General features: G+C 68.1%; 13 protein-coding genes, 1 tRNA gene and 1 pseudogene. 7 read left to right on the top strand and 8 right to left on the bottom strand.

From position 1 onward, the window contains the following. Positions 1 to 5 precede the first annotated feature (5 nt). Entirely contained in the window at positions 6 to 1,568 is a 1,563-nt protein-coding gene (locus KI385_RS36200) for a GMC family oxidoreductase (RefSeq protein WP_238576261.1), read from the top strand. A 752-nt stretch (positions 1,569 to 2,320) separates the two neighbouring features. Here KI385_RS36200 and KI385_RS36190 read toward each other — a convergent pair. The 4 genes from KI385_RS36190 to KI385_RS36175 are packed head-to-tail and all read right to left on the bottom strand — an operon-like array spanning position 2,321 to position 5,989. Next, on the bottom strand, positions 2,321 to 3,196 hold the full coding sequence (locus KI385_RS36190) for a substrate-binding periplasmic protein (protein ID WP_238576260.1): 876 nt from the start codon (positions 3,194 to 3,196) through the stop codon (positions 2,321 to 2,323). Positions 3,197 to 3,225: 29 nt separating this feature from the next. Further along, positions 3,226 to 3,984, bottom strand: a complete 759-nt coding sequence (locus tag KI385_RS36185; protein WP_238576259.1) for an amino acid ABC transporter ATP-binding protein — start codon at positions 3,982 to 3,984, stop codon at positions 3,226 to 3,228. Further along, the gene (locus KI385_RS36180; protein ID WP_238576258.1) at positions 3,981 to 4,784 is read right to left on the bottom strand and encodes an amino acid ABC transporter permease; all 804 of its coding nucleotides are present in this window, start codon (positions 4,782 to 4,784) and stop codon (positions 3,981 to 3,983) included. The genes KI385_RS36185 and KI385_RS36180 overlap by 4 nt, the downstream gene beginning before the upstream one ends. After that, positions 4,784 to 5,989 (bottom strand): amidohydrolase, encoded by a 1,206-nt coding sequence (locus KI385_RS36175; RefSeq protein WP_238576257.1) that lies wholly within the window; start codon positions 5,987 to 5,989, stop codon positions 4,784 to 4,786. The genes KI385_RS36180 and KI385_RS36175 overlap by 1 nt, the downstream gene beginning before the upstream one ends. 124 nt (positions 5,990 to 6,113) lie before the next feature. Between KI385_RS36175 and KI385_RS36170 the strand changes: the two genes are divergently transcribed. From KI385_RS36170 to KI385_RS36145, 6 genes are all read left to right on the top strand, one after another. Continuing rightward, positions 6,114 to 7,244, top strand: a complete 1,131-nt coding sequence (locus KI385_RS36170; protein WP_238576256.1) for an ArsR/SmtB family transcription factor — start codon at positions 6,114 to 6,116, stop codon at positions 7,242 to 7,244. Positions 7,245 to 7,663: 419 nt separating this feature from the next. Further along, complete coding sequence (locus tag KI385_RS36165) at positions 7,664 to 7,873, top strand: hypothetical protein (protein ID WP_238576255.1); 210 nt, start codon at positions 7,664 to 7,666, stop codon at positions 7,871 to 7,873. 1,203 nt (positions 7,874 to 9,076) lie between these two features. Next, entirely contained in the window at positions 9,077 to 13,723 is a 4,647-nt protein-coding gene (locus KI385_RS36160) for a DUF6531 domain-containing protein (protein ID WP_238576254.1), read from the top strand. A gap of 143 nt (positions 13,724 to 13,866) precedes the next feature. After that, entirely contained in the window at positions 13,867 to 14,118 is a 252-nt protein-coding gene (locus KI385_RS36155) for a hypothetical protein (RefSeq protein ID WP_238576253.1), read from the top strand. 608 nt (positions 14,119 to 14,726) lie between these two features. Further along, complete coding sequence (locus tag KI385_RS36150; RefSeq protein WP_238576252.1) at positions 14,727 to 15,155, top strand: DUF6086 family protein; 429 nt, start codon at positions 14,727 to 14,729, stop codon at positions 15,153 to 15,155. A gap of 57 nt (positions 15,156 to 15,212) precedes the next feature. Continuing rightward, complete coding sequence (locus KI385_RS36145) at positions 15,213 to 15,551, top strand: hypothetical protein (protein WP_238576251.1); 339 nt, start codon at positions 15,213 to 15,215, stop codon at positions 15,549 to 15,551. Here KI385_RS36145 and KI385_RS36140 read toward each other — a convergent pair. The 4 genes and pseudogenes from KI385_RS36140 to KI385_RS36125 form a co-directional block, all read right to left on the bottom strand. Continuing rightward, positions 15,516 to 15,600, bottom strand: a tRNA-Leu gene (locus KI385_RS36140). The two genes, KI385_RS36145 and KI385_RS36140, sit on opposite strands and share 36 nt — an antisense overlap. A 274-nt stretch (positions 15,601 to 15,874) precedes the next feature. Beyond that, positions 15,875 to 17,470, bottom strand: coding sequence for an aldehyde dehydrogenase family protein (locus KI385_RS36135; protein ID WP_238576250.1), 1,596 nt, complete (start codon positions 17,468 to 17,470; stop codon positions 15,875 to 15,877). 197 nt (positions 17,471 to 17,667) lie between these two features. Beyond that, a pseudogene (locus tag KI385_RS36130) lies at positions 17,668 to 18,106 on the bottom strand (ATP-grasp domain-containing protein); the annotation flags it as partial. A gap of 129 nt (positions 18,107 to 18,235) precedes the next feature. Then, entirely contained in the window at positions 18,236 to 18,613 is a 378-nt protein-coding gene (locus tag KI385_RS36125; RefSeq protein WP_238576249.1) for a chorismate mutase, read from the bottom strand. Between the last annotated feature and the right edge of the window lie 225 nt (positions 18,614 to 18,838).

Raw genomic sequence — 18,838 nt, 5'->3', positions numbered from 1 at the left:
GCACGATGTCCCAAGAGGCCCCAGTGGACGAGTTCGACTATGTCGTGGTCGGCGGCGGCACGGCCGGCGCCGTGGTGGCCGCCCGGCTCAGCGAGGACCCCACCGTCACCGTATGCGTCCTGGAGGCCGGGCCCTCCGACGTCGGCGACGACAATGTGCTCCGTCTGGACCGCTGGATGGGCCTGCTGGAGTCCGGCTACGACTGGGACTACCCCGTCGAGCCGCAGGAGAACGGCAACAGCTTCATGCGGCATGCCCGCGCCAAGGTGCTCGGCGGCTGCTCCTCACACAACTCCTGTATCGCCTTCTGGGCGCCGGCCGAGGACCTCGACGAGTGGGCCGCGCGGGGCTGTACGGGCTGGAGCGCGGCCGACTGCTTCCCGCTCTACCAGCGGCTGGAGACCAATGACGCGCCCGGCGACCACCACGGCCGCAGCGGCCCTGTCACCCTGCGCACCGTGCCGCCCCACGACCCGTGCGGTGTGGCGCTCCTGGAGGCCTGCGCGGCGGCCGGCATCCCGACCACCCCGTTCAACACCGGCACCACCGTCATCCGCGGCGCCCACCGGTTCCAGATCAACTGCCGCCCCGACGGCACCCGTTCCTCCGCCTCGGCCTCCTACCTCCACCCGGTGATGGACACCCGCCGCAACCTTGAGGTGCGCACCGGGCTCCAGGCCAAACGCCTGAACTTCGATCCGTCCCGGCGCTGTACCGGCGTGGACTACCTCTCCCCCGATCTGTTCCACACCCGCACCGTCCATGCCCGCCGTGAAGTGATCGTCTCCTGCGGCGCCATCGACTCCCCCAAGCTGCTGATGCTCTCCGGCATCGGCCCGGCCGACCACCTACGGGCCACCGGTATCGAGCCGATCGTCGACTCCCCCGGCGTCGGCTCCAACTTCCAGGACCACCCGGAGGGCGTGATCATGTGGGAGGCCAAGCAGCCCATGGTGACCTCCTCCACCCAGTGGTGGGAGATCGGCATCTTCGCCGACACCGAGCCCGGCCTCGACCGTCCGGACCTGATGTTCCACTACGGCTCCGTGCCCTTCGACATGAACACCTACCGCCGCGGCTACCCCACCTCGGAAAACGCCTTCTGCCTCACCCCGAACGTCACCCGGGCCCGCTCCCTGGGCACCGTCCGGCTGCGCACCCGCGACTTCCGCGACAAGCCCATGATCGATCCGCGCTACTTCACCCACGAACACGATGTACGGGTGATGACCCACGGCCTCCGCCTCGCCCGCGAGATCATCTCCCAGGCACCGATGGCCAGTTGGGCCGGCACCGAACTCGCCCCCGGCCTCTCCGCGCACTCCGACGCGGACCTCCTCGACTACATCCGCGCCACCCACAACACCGTCTACCACCCCGGCTGCACCGTCCAGATGGGTGCCCCCAACGACAAGGCGGCCCCCCTGGACCCCCAGCTTCGCGTCAAGGGAGTCACCGGTCTCCGGGTGGCCGACGGCTCGGTGATGCCGTTCCTGACGGCCGTGAATCCGTGCATCACCACGATGATGATCGGGGAGAAGTGTGCGGACATGATCAAAGAGGCCTAAGGGCTGTCCCGTAATCCCTGGTGGATCAGCGCACGGCGTCAGATGCACTGCGTTCTCCCCCACGCCTTAAGGGCGCAGGAGGGGCCCCCACCGCTCACTCCGTCTCGGCTCTTCATTCGCTGTACGGATGCCGAGCTGCATCGCAAGGCGGAGGGACGTCCGGATACTGGGCGTATCCGGACGTTCCGACAACGCGGCGTGGGGGCACCTCCCAGCGTTAGCTGGGGGAGTGCCGTAGCTGTCGTCGTGCGCCCGCCAGGGATTATGGGACAGCCCTTAGGCGCACGGGGGGCGGCCTCGGCGCGCAGAAGACCTCATGGGCACACTGAAGACCTACGAGGTGGGCTCCCTTCGCCGGCATTGTCCGGATCAGGTGCTTGGGGGTCGCCGTCCGGTCTTTACGACCTTTCAGCCTCTCAGCCCGACCTTTGTTCACATCCTCGGCGAGAGCCAGAGCTCCCTTCCCCGAGGCCACTCCGGTCGAACTCCCTCGCTCGCCCCGTAGGCCGACTATTAGGATACATCCGCTCAAAGGATATGGAACAGGGGAAAGGAAGAAATTTCGGGCACAAATCGCATGCCGGGATGTGCCCGCCGACCCGGCCGCCGTTGCCGACATCCGCGCAGCCGTTGTCCGGCAGCTGGCCGACCGGGGCCTGGACGAGGCTGTCTGCACGACCGAATCGGTGCTCAGGGAGCTGCTCACCAACGCCATCCGGTACGGCACCAGCCCCATCCAGGTCCGCCTCCCGTTACTTCTTCGCGGGAGCCAGGTCGGTTCCCTGGACCTGCTTGGCGAGGTGGGGGCGCTTCTTGATCAGGTCGGCGGCGATCGGGTCCTGGAAGTACTTCTTGTACAACGTGACGTAGGTACCGTCGTCGATCATCGCGTCGATCTGGGCGTCGATGTCCTTGAGGAGTTTCGGGTCGCCGTTCCTACGCAGCGGGAAGGCGCTGCCTTGGAGGCTGTCCTGTTCGACCGCGATGCGTACGGGCTGCTTCTTGACGTATGCGTCGGCGTCGGCGCCGCCGAGGACGATCGCCTCGACTCCGCCGGAGAGCAGCTGTGAGATCAGCGCGGTCTGGTCCTTGAACTTCACGAGCTTCGCCTGGGGCATCTTCTTGGCGATGAAGGCTTCCTGGACCGCGCCGCTGACGACTCCGACCCGCTTGCCGTCGAAGTCCGAGAGGTGAGTCTCCTTGCCGCTCTTCCTGGTCACCACGGAGGTGAAGCCCCAGTAGTACGGGGTGGTGAAGGAGACCTGCTTGGCGCGCTCGGGAGTGGCGCCCACGCCGGCGACACCGATGTCGTACTGCCCGGCGGACAGCCCGGCGAGGATGCCCTGCAGGTTCGTGGTCTTGTACTGGACCTTCACATCGAGGCGCTCGGCGGCCTCGTTCATCAGGTCGACGGCGAAGCCGGTGGGATTGCCGGAGGCGTCGGTCACGGCGAAGGGCGGCTGCTCGGCCTGCGTACCGGCGGTGATCACTCCGTTCTGGACCAGCTTGTACTTGGCGGTCGAGGCCTTCGCCGAGCTGCTGTCGCTGTCACCGCCGCAGGCGGTGAGGGGGAGCAGCAAGGTGGCCGCGGCGCCGGCGAGAAGTGATCTGCGGAGGGTGCTGTGCATGGGAGGGGCTCCTGTACGGGGACGGGCGTTCAGAGGACCTGGGAGAGGAACTGGCGCAGCCGGGGGTGGTCGGCGCGTTCAAAGATCCGGTCAGGGGTGCCGATCTCGGCGAGGCGGCCGTCGCACATGAAGGCGACGCGGTCGGCGGCCTCCCGGGCGAAGCCCATTTCGTGGGTGACGACGGCCATGGTCATGCCGGCCGATGCGAGGTCCCGCATCACGGCGAGCACGTCCTTGACCAGTTCGGGGTCGAGCGCGGAGGTGGCCTCGTCGAAGAGCATCACCTCGGGCTCCATGGCGAGCGCGCGGGCGATGGCGACGCGCTGCTGCTGGCCGCCGGACAGCTGGGCGGGCCGCCGGTCGGCGAAGGCGGCGAGGCCGACCTCCGCCAGGCGGCGCAGCGCGCTCTGCCGGGCTTGCTCGCGGCCCATGCCCTTGACCGAGGTCAGGGCGAGCGTGACATTGCGCTCGACGCTCAGGTGCGGGAAGAGGTTGAAGTGCTGGAAGACCATGCCGATGCGGGCGCGGGCGGCGTCGACGTCGGCGCGCGCGGCGGTCAGGCAGGTCTCACCGAGCCAGATCTCGCCGGAGTCGGGAGTCTCCAGGAGGTTGAGGCACTTGAGGAGGGTGGACTTGCCGGAGCCGGAGGGGCCGATCAGGCAGAGGGTCTCGCCGGCGCGTACGTCGATGGTGATGTCGCGCAGCACGGTGTGGCTGCCGTAGCTCTTGCTGAGGCCGGTGACCCGCAGAGCGGCGGGGGTGGCCGGGGCCTTGGTCATGGCGGTCATGCCTTCACTCCTGCGGTGGCCGATACGGGGGCCGGGGGGACGTCCGCGTCGGCGACGGCCAGGGGGTGCCCGCCTTTCGGGCCTTCGCGCAGTCGCTTGTCGAGATGGTTGACGAAGTACGTCAGCGGGATGGTCAGGCAGAGGTAGCACAGGCCGGCGGCGATCAGCGGGGAGGAGTTGTAGGTGCGGGCGACCTCCTCCTGCGCGATGAAGTACAGCTCGCGCTGCCCGGCGGCGAGGCCGAGCAGGTACACCAGCGAGCTCTCCTTGATGTCCTTGACGAACTGACCGGCCATCGCCGGCAGCACACGGCGGATGCCCTGCGGCACCACGACCAGGCGCATCGCCTTGAGGTAGCTCAGGCCGAGACTGCGGGCCGCCTGCAGCTGGCCGGGGTCGACGCTCTGGATGCCGGAGCGGAAGATCTCCGCGGTGTACGCGCCGGAGATGATGCCGATCGCCAGGATGGCGTAGCCGAAGGGGTCGGTGCCGAAGGGGCGGATTCCGGCGGCGGGCAGGCCCACGCCGACCAGCATCACTGTGATGATCACCGGCAGGCCGCGGAAGATGTCGACGTACAGCCGGGCGGGGAGCCGCATCCACCAGCGGTTCGACAGCAGCAGCATCGCCGCCAGCAGGGCGATGACGATGCCGACGACGATCGCACCGGCCGCGATGACGACGGTGTTGAACAGCCCCTCGGTGATCAGCCGGGGGAAGGTCTGGGCGATGAGATCCCAGTTGAAGAACGTGTTGACCAGGGCATTGGACGCCAGGTCCGGCGGGGAGGAAGCGGCCATCACGACTCCTGACAGCGGTCGGGGGCACAAGCGGGCACGGACGCGTGGAACTCCTCGCGCACCGAGGTAAGGAATTCCGGGTCGCCGAGCAGGTCCAGGACCAGGGCGGCGAGGGCGGTCGCGATCGTTTCGGTCATGGCGTGGGCTTCCGGCGTACGGGCTGCCTCGCGCATCTGCGCGGAATGCCCGGGAGTCCCGCGGGGGCAGATCTGCACGTACGGATGGATCACGGGTAGTTGCACGGAGACATTGCCGATGTCCGAAGAGCCGGCCGGATTCGCCGGGGACGGCGGTTCCAGTTCCAGGCCGAGGCCGGCGGTGTGGGCGGCGAGCCGGTCGGCCATCGTCATGTTGTTGTTGCGCTCGGTGTAGCGGGGCGCGGTCTCGGCGTGTTCGACCGTGGTGCCGGTGGCCAGCGCGGCGCCCTCGGCAGCGGCGAGTACCCGGACCAGCAGCTCGTCCAGGGCTGCGGAGGTGGCCTCGCGTACGTAGATGTCCAGCTCGGCATGCTCGGGCACGACGTTGGGGGCGTCGCCCCCGTGCGTCACGATGCCGTGGACGCGGGCGGTCGGCGGAATGAACTGCCGCATCGAGTCGACCGCCGTGAGAAACAGCTGCGCGGCGGCGGCTGCGGAGCGTCCGTCCCAGGGCGCCTTGGCGGCATGGGCGGCGACGCCGTGGAAGGTCAGCCGCAGGTGGCTGGCGGCCAGCGCATGCCGGGCCCGGAGGCTGCGGTCGGCCGGATGGAACATCACCGCCGCGTCCACGCCCTCGAACGCGCCGCGCTCCAGCATGAGGATCTTGCCTCCGCCGCCCTCCTCACCCGGGGTGCCGATCACCTTCAGCGTCCCGGCGTGGCCGGGCCGGACGGCGACGGCGGCGAGAGCGGCGATCAGGCCACCGGCCGCGATGAGGTTGTGGCCGCAGCCGTGACCGATGCCGGGCAGCGCGTCGTACTCCAGCAGCACCGCGATCGTCGGGCCGTCCGCCGCACCCCGGTGGGTGGCGGTGAAGGCGGTCGGCAGGTCCGCGACTCCCTTGTCCACCTCGAAGCCCGCCGCGGCGAGCCGGCCGGTGAGCTGTTCGACGGCGTAATACTCCTCGAACCGGGTCTCCGGCATGGCGTGCAGCTTGAGGCTCAGCTCCTTCAACGCAGGCCGGTGCTCGCACACGGCGGCACGCAAATCGGGGGCAAGGGAATGCATGGATGCTCCGGGAGGTGCGACGTTCTGGGGTTGCCGGAACGTTAGGAGCTGCCCGAACCGCTTCGACTATGGTTACCGCACTCGCGGTAAGCGACCGAGGTGCCGCAAGGAACGGGAGACGGCGATGAGCGTTGTCCTGATGCTTGCCGGAGCGGCCCCGTCCAGCGTGGTCGTCGGCGCCTCGCCGCTGGCCGAGCTCACCGCGGCGCTCCACGCCTACACGGAAGCCGAGCACCACCCCGCCACGGTCCGGTGGGCCCGCAACCTGGACACCGAAGGCCCTGGAAACGGTGGCCCTGCCCAGGATGAGGGGTCGGTCTCGGCCCTGCCCGCGGGGCTTCGGCAGCGCATCATGGACTGGGCCCCGCTGTGGGCCTCCTACCGCGCCCGGTACCTGCTGCCCTTGCGCGCGGCGGCAGACCGCTCGCTCGACGCCGAACTGGCCGACATCGCGGACCTGCCGCTCGAGCGCTTCGCCGAGCTCACCGGCTATGCGGTCCGCGGCGGCAACTCCGGAGCGCCGCTGGACCGGGTACTGCACGACTCCACGCAGCGAGACGGCCTGCTGGCCGCGGCCGAGCTGCGCTCCACAGCCCGGGCCGAGCTCGCCCGGCGACTGCTCGACGCTCCCGACGAACTGCGCTCCGACCTGCTCGCCCTGCTTTCCGCGGCAGCCCAGGCCCTGGAACCGGACCTGACGCGGGCAGCTCGTACGATCGCCACCCATGTGCCACGGCTCCGCGCGGCCATCGAACGCAGCGGCCCCGGCCAGGCACTGGCCGGACTGGACCCCTCGGCCTCATACCGCAGCGGGCCACCGCGGGTCGTCTTCGACAAGTTCCACCACGGCATCGTGAACGTCGCCACCACGCGGCTTCTCGTCGTGCCCTCGGTCTTCGGCCGCCCCCACGTCCTGGTCAAGCACGAGCCGGGGCCGGTAGCCGTCATCCAGTACCCGCCGCTCACGGACGGCGCCGCACAGCCCAATTACGCGGATGTCCACCGCCGGCTCGAAGTGCTCCGCGACCCCGGTCGTCAGCGCATCGCCCGGGCCATCGCACGCGAACCCCTCACCCCCTCGGAACTGGCCGCCCGCAGCGCCATGACCCTGCCTCAGGTCTCCCGGCATCTCGCCCGGCTGCGCCAGGCCGGCCTGGTGACGGTCGACCGCGCCGGCCGCCGCGCGTACTACCAGCTGAACCTGGAGCCGGTGCGCCGCATCGGCGATGATCTGCTCGCCGCACTCTTCCGCTGACGTCGGTGCCGCACCTCGAACGCGCATGCCGTATGGGCAGGTGGCGCAGACGCTGCTGGTCGCGGTCATCATCTCGCCAAGCCGACCGCAGGACCCAAAGCCCCATGAACGACGAATTACCGGTGATCCCTAAGGATTCAACCGGTAACTCGTGAACGAGAGAGGGACGATCTCGCGAATGTCCCGAAAGGAAAGTGTCCGAGGGGGGACTTGAACCATACGCACATGCCGGTGATGCGAGGTGAGTTGCGGCTGCCATAGCCGAGGCCTCGGCACATGCTGTTCGATCTGGGGCGGATCAGTAGGGACGCATGCAGGGCCTTGCCATTGGAACAAGTCCTGAGCTTGCCGACGTCAGCTCAGGCTCCGGAATGAGCACGCCCACTGTCGCTACTTCATGTGGATCCGGTGTGGCCGGAATGACCAGCAGCAAGAAGATCACCCCAGGCCCAGCAGACGACTGGGAAGCCCAAGGCATCGAGAGCGAGGCGGGCGGTCTTCACGCCGGAGGGCGTAGTGCCGGTGGCCTCGGCCATCAAATCCAGGACGTAGTGGAGGCCGGTGCCGACGAGGGCGTACCACTCACGGTTCCGGCTGAACGTCGCGCTGTGCGCTGGGACAAGACGTGAAGCGGCGGCTTCGACCTGGGCACGGGTGATGGTGTGTCGAGTACCACCGGAGACGAACTCGGCAGTGACGGACTTGCTTCTCACGATGCTTCACTCTCTTCGCGGCCGAGGTGGGCGGGCAGACCAACCGTTCCTCCGCGGCATTGTGCCGCTCTGCGGGTGGAAGCGCTGAGCACTTGCCTCATTCCGTCCCGGGCAGTGTCACCGCACTGTGACGTGCTCGCTGGTACGGAGCGGTCAGCCACATGGGGGCGCGCCTGCATTGGTTGGTACATAGCGGTGGTCCCCAGCCGCCGGTCCGCGATCAAGGTTTGCGCGCGGCCGCTGGGTAGCTCGGCGCGACGTCCTGCACAACTCTCGGCGCCCACGACCTGACGGTGAGTCACGCGTTTCGCGTGGACTGCGTGCTTTGCGTTCACGTTGCTGGGCAACGCAGGGGCGGGCGGGATCCTGCGAAGCCTCGACCGTGCCAGTGGTGAGCCGGTCGCGGAAGGACTCACCATGGCGACGCAGCGTTCAGTAGGTGTGAGGCCGGCAGCAAGGACGCGGAAGTTCTGCAACAACCGCCGCCTCCCCGCGACCTGATGGCCTTCCTCGCTGACGCCCACGAACACCGCGGCGTCCTCCACCAGATCGGCGCCGTCTACCAGTTCCGTCACATCGACCTGCAACGCGCCTCGCCAACCACCCTCCCCCACCTGGGCATTGACTCGACCCCCCAACCCCATGCCCAGTCACAGGCCGACGCCGCCCCAACTCGTCACGCGAACGTAGGACCGATGAGCTGGACCGCGCCGAGACTGCCTTCGACAACGCGCGGGTCTACGGGTTCGGGTTCGGCATCGGGTTCCTACGCCGAATCGCCGACGATACCAAAGGCCTTCCCACCCACCCCGCACCAGCGTCGTGGGTCCCGAGGGGCAGCAGGAAGGCGGAACCGACTGCCCAGTGATCACGACACCCAGACGCGCACTCCCGGATGGATAGCGCCTGGAGCCCGTCCGCCCCAACGGCGTCACCAGCCCGCAGTGGCTGATCGCCGAATGGCCCGAGGGTGATCGTGAGCGCCCTGGTACTGGTACACAAAACGGCGGCCTGGCCGGGTACGGTCCCGCATGCGGCTCATAGTGCACTTGAGGAACCGTTTGCCCCGCTGGAATAGTCTGTTCATCTAGCAAGTGTTTTACGGGGGGCGTGTTTCGCATGGGCGTTGTGCTGCCGGGCTGGGCGGATGAACTGCTCGACCTGATCGGTGTCTCGTGGCCGAACGTGGACGAGGACGACTACCGCGAAATGGCCAACGCCATGCGGGAGTTCGCCGACGACATCGATGAGGGCGCGAACGAGGCGCACACCGCGATACAGAGCCTGGTGGGCTCAGCGGGTGGCTCATTGGCCGTGGAGGCGCTGAACGCCCACTGGGGCAAGATCAACGGCCAGCATCTCAAGGGGCTTGCCGACTGCGGCCGCATGGCAGGCACTGCGATGGACGGCGTCGCGATCCTCATCGAGGGTGCCAAGATCGCTGCGCTCGTCCAACTCGGCATCCTCGCGGCCGAGGTCATCGCCGCCCAGGCGGCGGCCCCGTTCACTCTGGGACTTTCCGAGGTCGGCGCGCTCGGTGCCACCCAGGCGACCCGAATGATCGTCAAACGCCTCTTCAAAGAGGTATGCCAGCAGGTCGCCGAGCAGGTCATCAGCATCGCGCTCACACCCGTCGAGGAAGCCCTCGCCGCGATGGTCGGCGACCTCGTCGTCCAGCTCGGCGCCAACGCCCTCGGTGTGCAGGACGGAGTGGACCTCGGGCACGCGGCCAAGGCCGGCAAGGACGGGTTCAATCAGGGCGTCAAGGACGCCAAGGACTCCGCCAAATCAGCCGCCGACAACCCCATGGAACTCCTCAGCGCCGGTGGCCGCCGCGGAGGCGGGGGCGGGCTCGGCGGAGGCGGCTCCCACGGTGGCGGCGGTGGCGGGTTCAGCTTCGACAAGGACGAGCACGACCGCGCCGTGACCAGCCTGGAGAGCGCCGGCGGCACCTTCCGCAACAAGGCCGGCGGCAAGATCAGCCGAGCCAGGAGCCACCACGGCCGTACCCGCGGCAAGGACTTCATCGCCGACGCGGCGAACACCATGCTCGACAAGGTCATCGAAGGCATCGAGAACGCCGTCAAGAAGACCGCCAAGCACCTCGACGACAACATGACCCGCGGCATCAAGCAGATGGCCAAGAACCACCACGAGAACGACAAGGGCCTCGCCGACCACTTCAAGGGCCTTGGGAAGGATGGAAAGGGCGATCCCAAGTCCCCTATTCGGGGTGGCTCAGGCCGGGGTGGCAGCGGCGACGGCAAGTCACCGAAAGCGAAGGGCCCCCAGTCCAAGGGACCCTCGAAGAGCGAGGCCGCCAAGCAGGCGGATGCCGACCATGCCAACGACAAGACCCGTAAGGACGAGGGCAAATGCACCGACGGCACCGACCCGGTCGACCTCGCCACGGGCAAGGTGTTCCTGACCCAAACCGACATCGCACTGCCCGGCGCCCTGCCGCTGGTCTTCACCCGTAAATACGAGTCATCGACCCGCATCGGGCGCCACATCGGACCATCGTGGTCCTCCACCATCGACCAGCGCCTGGAGATCGACAGCGACGAGGTCGTCTTCGTGACCGAGTCCGGGATGCTGCTGCGCTACGCCATCCCGGAGACCGGCGAGCGGGCACTGCCGAAAAACGGCCCGCGCTGGCCCCTGACGCGCACCGACCAGGGCGACTGGGCCGTCCACGACCCCGACACAGGTCAGACCCGCTACTTCACTGACGCCCTGCACGCTCCTGGCATCGCCCTGCCTGATGAGATCACGGACCGCAACGGACACCGGATCACCTTCGACTACGCAGACGAGACCGGCATCCCGTACGCGATCCGCCACAGCGCCGGCTACGAGCTCAAGCTGACCTGCGACGAGCAGGGACAGCTGACCGCCGTGCACCTGGCCGACGCGGCCGAGGACGGCTCGGACCAGCTGATCCGGTCATACGGGCACGACGAGGCCGGAAACCTGACCAGCGTCACCAACTTCACCGGCGCGGTGATCCGGTTCGAGTACGACACCGAACACCGGATATCCGCCTGGGTCGACTCCAACAACTCCCGCTACGAATACACCTACGACGACCGCCACCGCTGCATCACCCAGTCCGGCGCCGAGGGCCACCTGGCCAACCGGTTCACCTACGGCGAAGTCGACCCCGAGACCGGGCACCGCACCACCACCCACACCAACGGCGAAGGCTTCCCTACCCGGTACCTCATCAACGACCGCCTCCAGGTCATCGCGATCACCGACCCGCTCGGCAACACCACCCGCACCACCTACGACCCGCACGACCGGCCCGTCCAGACCACCGACCCCCTCGGCAACACCACACACCTCACCTACGACGAGGACGGGCACCTGGTTTCCATCCTCCGCCCGGATGGGACCAGCAGCACCGCCACGTACTCTGACCTGGGGCTGCCATTGGAGGTCACCGGCCCTGATGGCCGGGCGTTCCGTCAGGAGTACGACGCCAAGGGGAACCGTACTTCCATCACGGACCCGGCCGGCCAGACCACCGGCTTCACCCATGACGGACGCGGCCACCTAACCTCGGTTACCGACCCGCTGGGAAACACCACCCGAATCGAGTGCGACGAGGCCGGTCTTCCGCTCACGATCACCGACCCTCTCCGCGCCGTCACCCATTTCCGCCGGGACCGATTTGGCCGCACCACCTCCGTGATCGACGCCCTCGGCAACACCACCAGGTACACGTGGACACCCGACGGGCACCTTGCCACCCGCCTGAATCCGGACGGCACGCAGGAATCCTGGACTTACGACGGTGAGGGCAACTGCACTGCCCACACCGACCCGCTGGGCCAGGTCACCACCTTCGAGTACGGCCACTTCGACCAGCTGAGGGCGCGCACCGACCCGGACGGGGCACGCCACGAGTTCGTGCACGACACCGAACTCAAGCTCATGAAGGTCACCAACCCGCAGGGCCTGACCTGGCGATATGAATACGACGAGGCCGGGCGTCTGATCGCCGAGACGGACTTCGACAACCGCACCCAGAGCTATGCGCACGATGCGGCCGGGCGGCTGACCTCCCGCACCACCCCTCTGGGCCACACCACCCGTTTCCAGCACGATGCGCTTGGCCGGATCCTCACCAAAGACGTCGACGGCCAGCTCACCACCTTCGCCTACGACGACGCGGGCCGTCCGGCTCGGATCACTGGACCGGACAGCGAACTCGCTTACAGCCGGGATGAGGTCGGCCGGGTCGTCGCCGAGACGGTGAACGGCCGCACCACCACCTTCACCTACGACGTCCTGGGCCGTCGAATATCCCGCACCACCCCCACCGGCGCGGTCAGCACCTGGACCTACGACGTGGCGGGGCGGCGCACCAGACTCGATGCCTCCGGCCGCACCCTGGCCTTCGCCCACGACGCACTCGGCCAGGAACTCTCCCGCACCATCGGCGACATCATCTTCACCCACGCCTACGACGCCCTCGGCCGCCTCACCGACCAACACGTCACCTCAGCCGCCGAAACCCTCCAGCACCGCGCCTACACCTACCGCGCCGACGGCTACCTCACCGGCATCGACGACCACCTCAACGGCCCCCGTCGCTTCGAACTCGACACCATCGGCCGGGTCACCACCGTCTCGGCCCACAACTGGACCGAGACCTACGCCTACGACACCGCCGGAAACCAAACGCACGCCACCTGGCCCGACCGCCACCCCGCCCCCGAAGCCCGCGGCGAGCGCACCTACACCGGCACCCGCATCAACCGCGCCGGCACCGTCCGCTACGAATACGACGCCGCCGGTCGCACCACCCTCCGCCAGAGGACCCGCCTGTCGCGCAAGCCCGACACCTGGCGCTACACCTGGGATGCTGAGAACCGGCTGACCGCCTGCACAACCCCCGACGGTACGACCTGGCGCTACACCTATGACCCCCTCGGCCGCCGCACCGGCAAACTACGCCTGACCGACGACGGCCAGAACATCGCTGAGCAGGTGAACTTCACCTGGGATGGCGCCAGGCTGTGCGAGCAGACCACCGCCATCCACGGCCACTCCACACAAACGACCATCACCTGGGACCACAAGGGACACACCCCTCTCGCCCAGTACGAACGCAAGCACCTCTGCCAGGACGAAGTCGACGCTCGCTTCTTCGCCATCGCCACCGACCTCACCGGTATGCCGACGGAGCTCATCAGCGAGGACGGCGACGTCGCGTGGCAAGCCCGCCCCACCACCTGGGGTTCCACCGCCTGGAACCACAACGCCACCGCGTACACGCCCCTGCGCTACCCCGGGCAGTACGCCGACCCCGAGACGGAGCTGCACTACAACTTCTTCCGGCATTACGATCCGGACACCGGCCGGTACGCCAGCCCGGACCCGCTCGGGCTCAGGCCGGCTCCCAACCCGATCAGCTATGTGCTGAACCCCTCACGCTGGCGGGATCCCCTTGGGCTGTTCGGCTGCGAAGACGATGACGAATTCTCAAGCCACCATGAACCAGCGCGTGATCTTGCCCGGTACACTGAAGGACAGAGTACTCGCGATCCGAGTTCGCAGTGGTATCACGAGTACCTGAGTAACGATGAGCTTGTGGCGTCATTCAACACTGCTGGACTAGGGGATGGGTTCTTTGTTTCACCCGGAGGGCAAGTACTCGGTGGGCACCACCGATGGGATGAGCTCATGACCAGGGTGGGCGATGGCCGTATCGATCCCGAAACTCCCATCCGTGTCGATGTTCTTCGCGGGGAGTAACACCTATGTCATTCGTCCGGTCTTCAGATCCTGATTTTCGCGTGTGCCAGGTCCGCTTCGCGGCTCTGCTCGAACTGCAGTCGCGGGCAGAGAGGGAAGGGTGGGCAACGCGTTGGTCCTCTGAGGAGTCTCTGCGTGGGCAGGTGAAGGAGAATACCGTATTCCTCTGCACCATATTGCGGGAGGAACGAAATGGCGAAGTTCACGCCTACCGATGCCTCGTGCTTTTCCCGGCGGCGAAGGGGGACGCCGCAGGAGGCGTGACCACAATCGACATCGCCCCAGAGGCGCTCGCGTCAATGGAAAGAATTGATCGAGATCCGCAGTCCCGAAAGGCGCTTGCGAAAATGTTCTCCATCGCCTCGGGCGGCATCTCCATGGTTTCGAAAGACTGAGTTCCTTCTCGGATAAGATTTCTGCTACTGACTTCCGAACTCATCCCCGTTCTGGTGGCAAGGTATGTGACACAGCTGCACTCACAGGACGGGCGGCGGGATGTCATCATTAATCATGACGCGCACCGCCGTCCCGGGTACCACGAATCGTACGAGTGATCACGTGCATTCATGCCACGCACAACGCCGCCAGGACCAATTGGTGTCCGCCTGGCCAGCAGCAGAATTCCGTGACCAGAATCCGAGTTTCGGTTTCATCCGAGGCGAAGATTCCGGCATCGCGGTTGGCGAGGATCAGGCCGGCCGCCATGGCTGCCTGCCACGGTTCGGCCGGGGTCTGGGCGGTGCAATCGTCCGCGACAGGGTGGGTATCGGGGCACGCAAGTAGCGGCGGTCACCCGGGCCACCGTGCTCTTGGCCGGGGCGGGGCGTACCGGCGCCTTCGGCGCTGCGGGTCACCTTACGCACGAGGGTCAGCTGTTGCGGCAACAGCTGACCTGGCTGCGTAGGTGAGAACGGGTTCTGGCTCGCATTCCGTGGAAGGCCGACTGACCGTAATTTCATATGCTCACTACGCTGGCCGGTATGACCAGCAAGGAGAGGCTGCATTGAGCCAGTACTACGACATGGGCGACCAGACGCTGTGGAACCCGTCCAACGGGGCCTCCCGCCTGTTCATGAGCCAGGTGAGCGTCTATCAAGCCGAGCTGGGGCTGCCGTCCGGAATCGGGCCCATGCAGGCTGACGAGTACCAGATCGACCCCAGCGCGTTCAAAGCGTTCGTCGACGCCCTGCTCGCGTGGCATCGGAGAATGAGCCACGCCGTCATGGCCGCCCTGTCCGAGGGGTTCGTTGCCACGGTGCTGGTCCTGGCGGAGAGAGCGGGCATCGAGGTGAACTGGCACCCGGCCGACTTGGCCGAGAGCGGCGAGCTCAACGATGTTCAGGTCCCGACGGCCCTGGATTCTCCTGAGGGCGCGTGGGCAGCCGCCCTTCGGCAGAAGTCACGCGAGCTGGGCCGCTTCATGGCGAGCTGAGGCTAGTCGGCCAACATCCGAGGAGGACTCGCAAGCCAGTAGAAAACGATGCCCTCCGTGCTCGACGCCGGAGCCGACCCCCAGCTCGTCGCCACATGGATCAATCAGGCCCAGACCGAGAAGGCCTCTGCCCAACAAGATCTCCTTGCCACGACGACAGCCCGGCCCGAGACCCTCACCACAGGCCAGATCGAGCACATGGTCTCCGCGCTCGGCTCGATGACCGGCCGGCTCCTCACCGCTGCACCCGAACGCAAACGCCCCCTGTACGAGAGCTTCGGGCTCGCACTGACCCTTGACATGCCAAAGAGGATCATGACCGTAGAGTCACAACCCTCTCAAACATGTACATATGGAGAGTGTCCGAGGGGGGACTTGAACCCCCACGCCCGATAAAGGGCACTAGCACCTCAAGCTAGCGCGTCTGCCATTCCGCCACCCGGACTAGGTGTGATCTTCACGGGGCGTTCCCCGCGGCGACATGGACAACAATACCAAGGTTTCGGAGTGCCTTTCACCTGCGTATCCGGCTGGACATAACTTTGATTTATGGGCAATGAGGGACAAGTTGCGCATCTCAGTGGGCCGTGCAAGCCATGGGCGCTTTTGCCGCTGATGATCTGGTGCCGCTCGCGCCGGAGGGGCGGGTCGAGCCGCTGCTGCGGCGCCGCACGCCCCTGCCGCAGGGGGTGGAGCGTGCGGTGCCGTCGGCGGCGGGGCTACGGCATCAGGTGGTAGTCGGGGAAGTTGCCCGGGAGTCGTTCGGGCGACGGGCCCTCGGTCACCGCCTGGACGAGGAGTTCGCCGCCGACGAAGGCGCCGCTCCAGGAGTTGCCGAAGCCGCCGAAGAGCTCATCGCGGTCGCCGCGGGAGCGGGGCTTGCCATGGCCGACCTTGAAGGCGCGGATCTGCGGCGCGAGCCGGTCGTATGTGTCCTTGTCGTCGCAGGACAGGCTGGCCACCAGGGCGCCGTTGCTGGCGTTCATGGCGGCGAGGAGTTCGGCTTCGGTGTCGACGAGGACGATGGTGTCGACGGGGCCGAAGGGTTCGGCGTGGTGGAGGGGGGACGAGGGTGGCGGGGCCAGGAGGGTGGTGGGTGGGAAGTAGGCGGAGGTGTCCTGGGAGGGGAGGAAGTGGCCGTCGGCGAGGCTGCCGCGGTGCAGCGGGACGGCTCCCCGGGAGATCGCCTCGGTGGTGAGGTCGGCAAGTTCCTTGGCCTTGGCCGCGTTGATCAGGGGGCCGAAGTCGAGTTCGGGCAGCGGGTCGGCGGGGTCGGCGACGGCCAGCGGGTGGCCGAAGCGGACGCTGCGTACGGCCGGGAGGTAGGCGGCGAGGAAGTCGGCGAACGCGTCGCGCTGGACGACGAAGCGGGGGTAGGCGGTGCAGCGTTGTTTGGCGTAGTCGAAGGTCTTGCGGAGGAGGGGGGTCAGGGCCGGCCAGTCGGTGAAGTTCCAGATGCCCCAGGTGTTGAGGCCCTCTTGTTCGAGGATGTGGCGTTTGCCGAGGTCGGCGACGGCGGTGGCGACGCGGGCGCCGGTGTCCCGGCCGCCGACGAAGGAGACACAGCCGATTTCGGGTGAGCGGACCAGGGACGGGGAGAGTTCCCGGCCGCTGCCGCTGACGAGGGTGGCGGGGACGCCCTCACGGGCCGCGAGGGCGCAGGCGAGGGTCAGACAGACCAGGCCGCCGTCGGTGGGTGTCTTGGCGATCACGGCGTTGCCGGCCAGCGCCTGGACGAGCATCGCGTGGATGAGGACCGACATGGGGTAGTTCCAGCTGGCGATGTTGCTGACCGGGCCGGGCAGCGGTGTGCGGTCGGCGAGCATCCGGTCGATCTCGGCGACGTACCAGCGGACGCCGTCGATGGCGCGGTCGACATCGGCCTGCGCGAGCTTCCAGGGCTTGCCGATCTCCCAGACGAGGAGCAGGGCGAGCAGTTCGCGGTGTTCGGTGAGGGCGTCGAGAGTGGCGGAGATCCGGGCCTTGCGTTCGGCAAGCGGGACATGGCGCCAGGCACGGTGCTGGTCGAGGGAGGCGCGTACGGCATGCAGCGCGGTCTCCGCGTCGAGGCGCGGCGGGCCGGCGATGGGGGTGCCGTCGACGGGGCTGGTGGCGGGCAGCGGGTCGCCGTCCGGGTGCCAGGTGGCGGCCCAGAGGTTGAGCGCATGGTCGTCGCGGAACGCTTCGGGGGCGGCGGCGAGGCTGCGCTGCCAGGCGTCCTGCCAGGACGTTCCGGGTTTGAGGGCGAGCGTCGGGGCGGGTGCGCTGCGCGTATGCGACTGCGGGCTCGGGGTGGTTTCGGGGGTGGTGGCCATCGTGTGTCTCCGCTCTCGGTGCACGGCCGGAGGGGCAGGGTGGTGGCGCTCGGCGGCTCCCGTAGGAGCCGTTACTGGACGGTAGTGGGCGTGGTGGCGCTGCGGGACGGTCCGGCGTCAGGTATGGCGAGTGTCACTCGGCGTGGCCGGCGGGGCCACCTGGGTGAGGCGACCGGTGGGCGAGGTGGTCGCGGACGAGCCTCGGTGACGCCCTCCACCGGGTCGATGGGGATACGTGCCACCGCCTCGGGGCGCGCGGCGGGCCACCTCCTCGATCTCCGTCCCGCCCTCGGCGGGGGCGATGGCGAGGAAGCGGCCGGTGGCCCGGTCCAGGACGTAGGAGAGCTAGAACTCGGCTTCGATGTCGGCGGGTTGGGCCAGTAGTGCGCGGTGGGCGGTGTGGCCCTTGATGTCCATACCGAGGATCTGGCGTGTGGTCAGTTCCGCGGCGGCCGGGTCGGCGGCGCGTTTGACGCCGCCGGCCTTGCCCCGGCCACCGGCCTTGACGACCACGCGGCCGCCGAGGCGCTCGGCGGCGGCGCGGGCCCGCGCCGGACTGTCGGCGGCCTCAGCGGCCGGCACCAACACGCCGTAGCCGTCGAAGAGTTCCCTTGCTTGATGCTCGAACAGGTCCATGCCCGCTCCTTGGCTCGATCGCCAACACCCCGGCCTTTTCGGCGGCGGTCTGGCGGCGGGCCGGTATACGACGAGGGCGGGCGGTGCCGCGGGGGCACCACCCACCCTCGTCCGTACTGCGCGGGCGGCTCAGCCGGCGGCGGGTCCGGCCGACTCCCCCGCCTCTTCCAGCGTGCGGTCGGCGATCGCCCGGTGGTGGCGGACGACCTCGTCGATGATGAAGTTGAGGAACTTCTCGGCGAACGCCGGGTCCAGTCTGGCGTCCTCGGCCAGCCGGCGCAGCCGCTCGATCTGCGCGGCCTCGCGGGCCGGGTCGGCGGGCGGCAGGCTGTGCCGGGCCTTGAGCTCACCGACCTGCTGGGTGCACTTGAAGCGCTCGGCGAGCAGATGCACCAGGGCGGCGTCGAGGTTGTCGATGCTGCTGCGCAGGTAGAGCAGCCGCTCGCGGGCCGCCTGGTCGGCGACGGAGGCCGCTTCGCCGGCCGCCGGTGCTGTCCCTTCGCTCATGTGCGTCTCGCCATTCGTGGTCGGTCGGGTGCGTGGTGCGGGTTGTGCTTGTGGTACTTGATCGTGATCGGGTGAACATTACCCGGATCGTGCCGGGCGGCCAGGGCTGGTCTCGCGGATCGGAACGGGGGCGACCGGATCAGGCCGGATCCAGCCGGATCAGGCCCGGATCCGCTGGACCAGGCCGGATCCGCTGGACCAGCCCCGGGGAGGCGCCAGCCGCGC

The organism is Streptomyces inhibens (assembly GCF_022221585.1).
Lineage (GTDB): Bacteria > Actinomycetota > Actinomycetes > Streptomycetales > Streptomycetaceae > Streptomyces > Streptomyces inhibens.
Note: the sequence above shows the minus strand (reverse complement) of the source record. Positions and strands in the feature narration are given on the sequence as shown.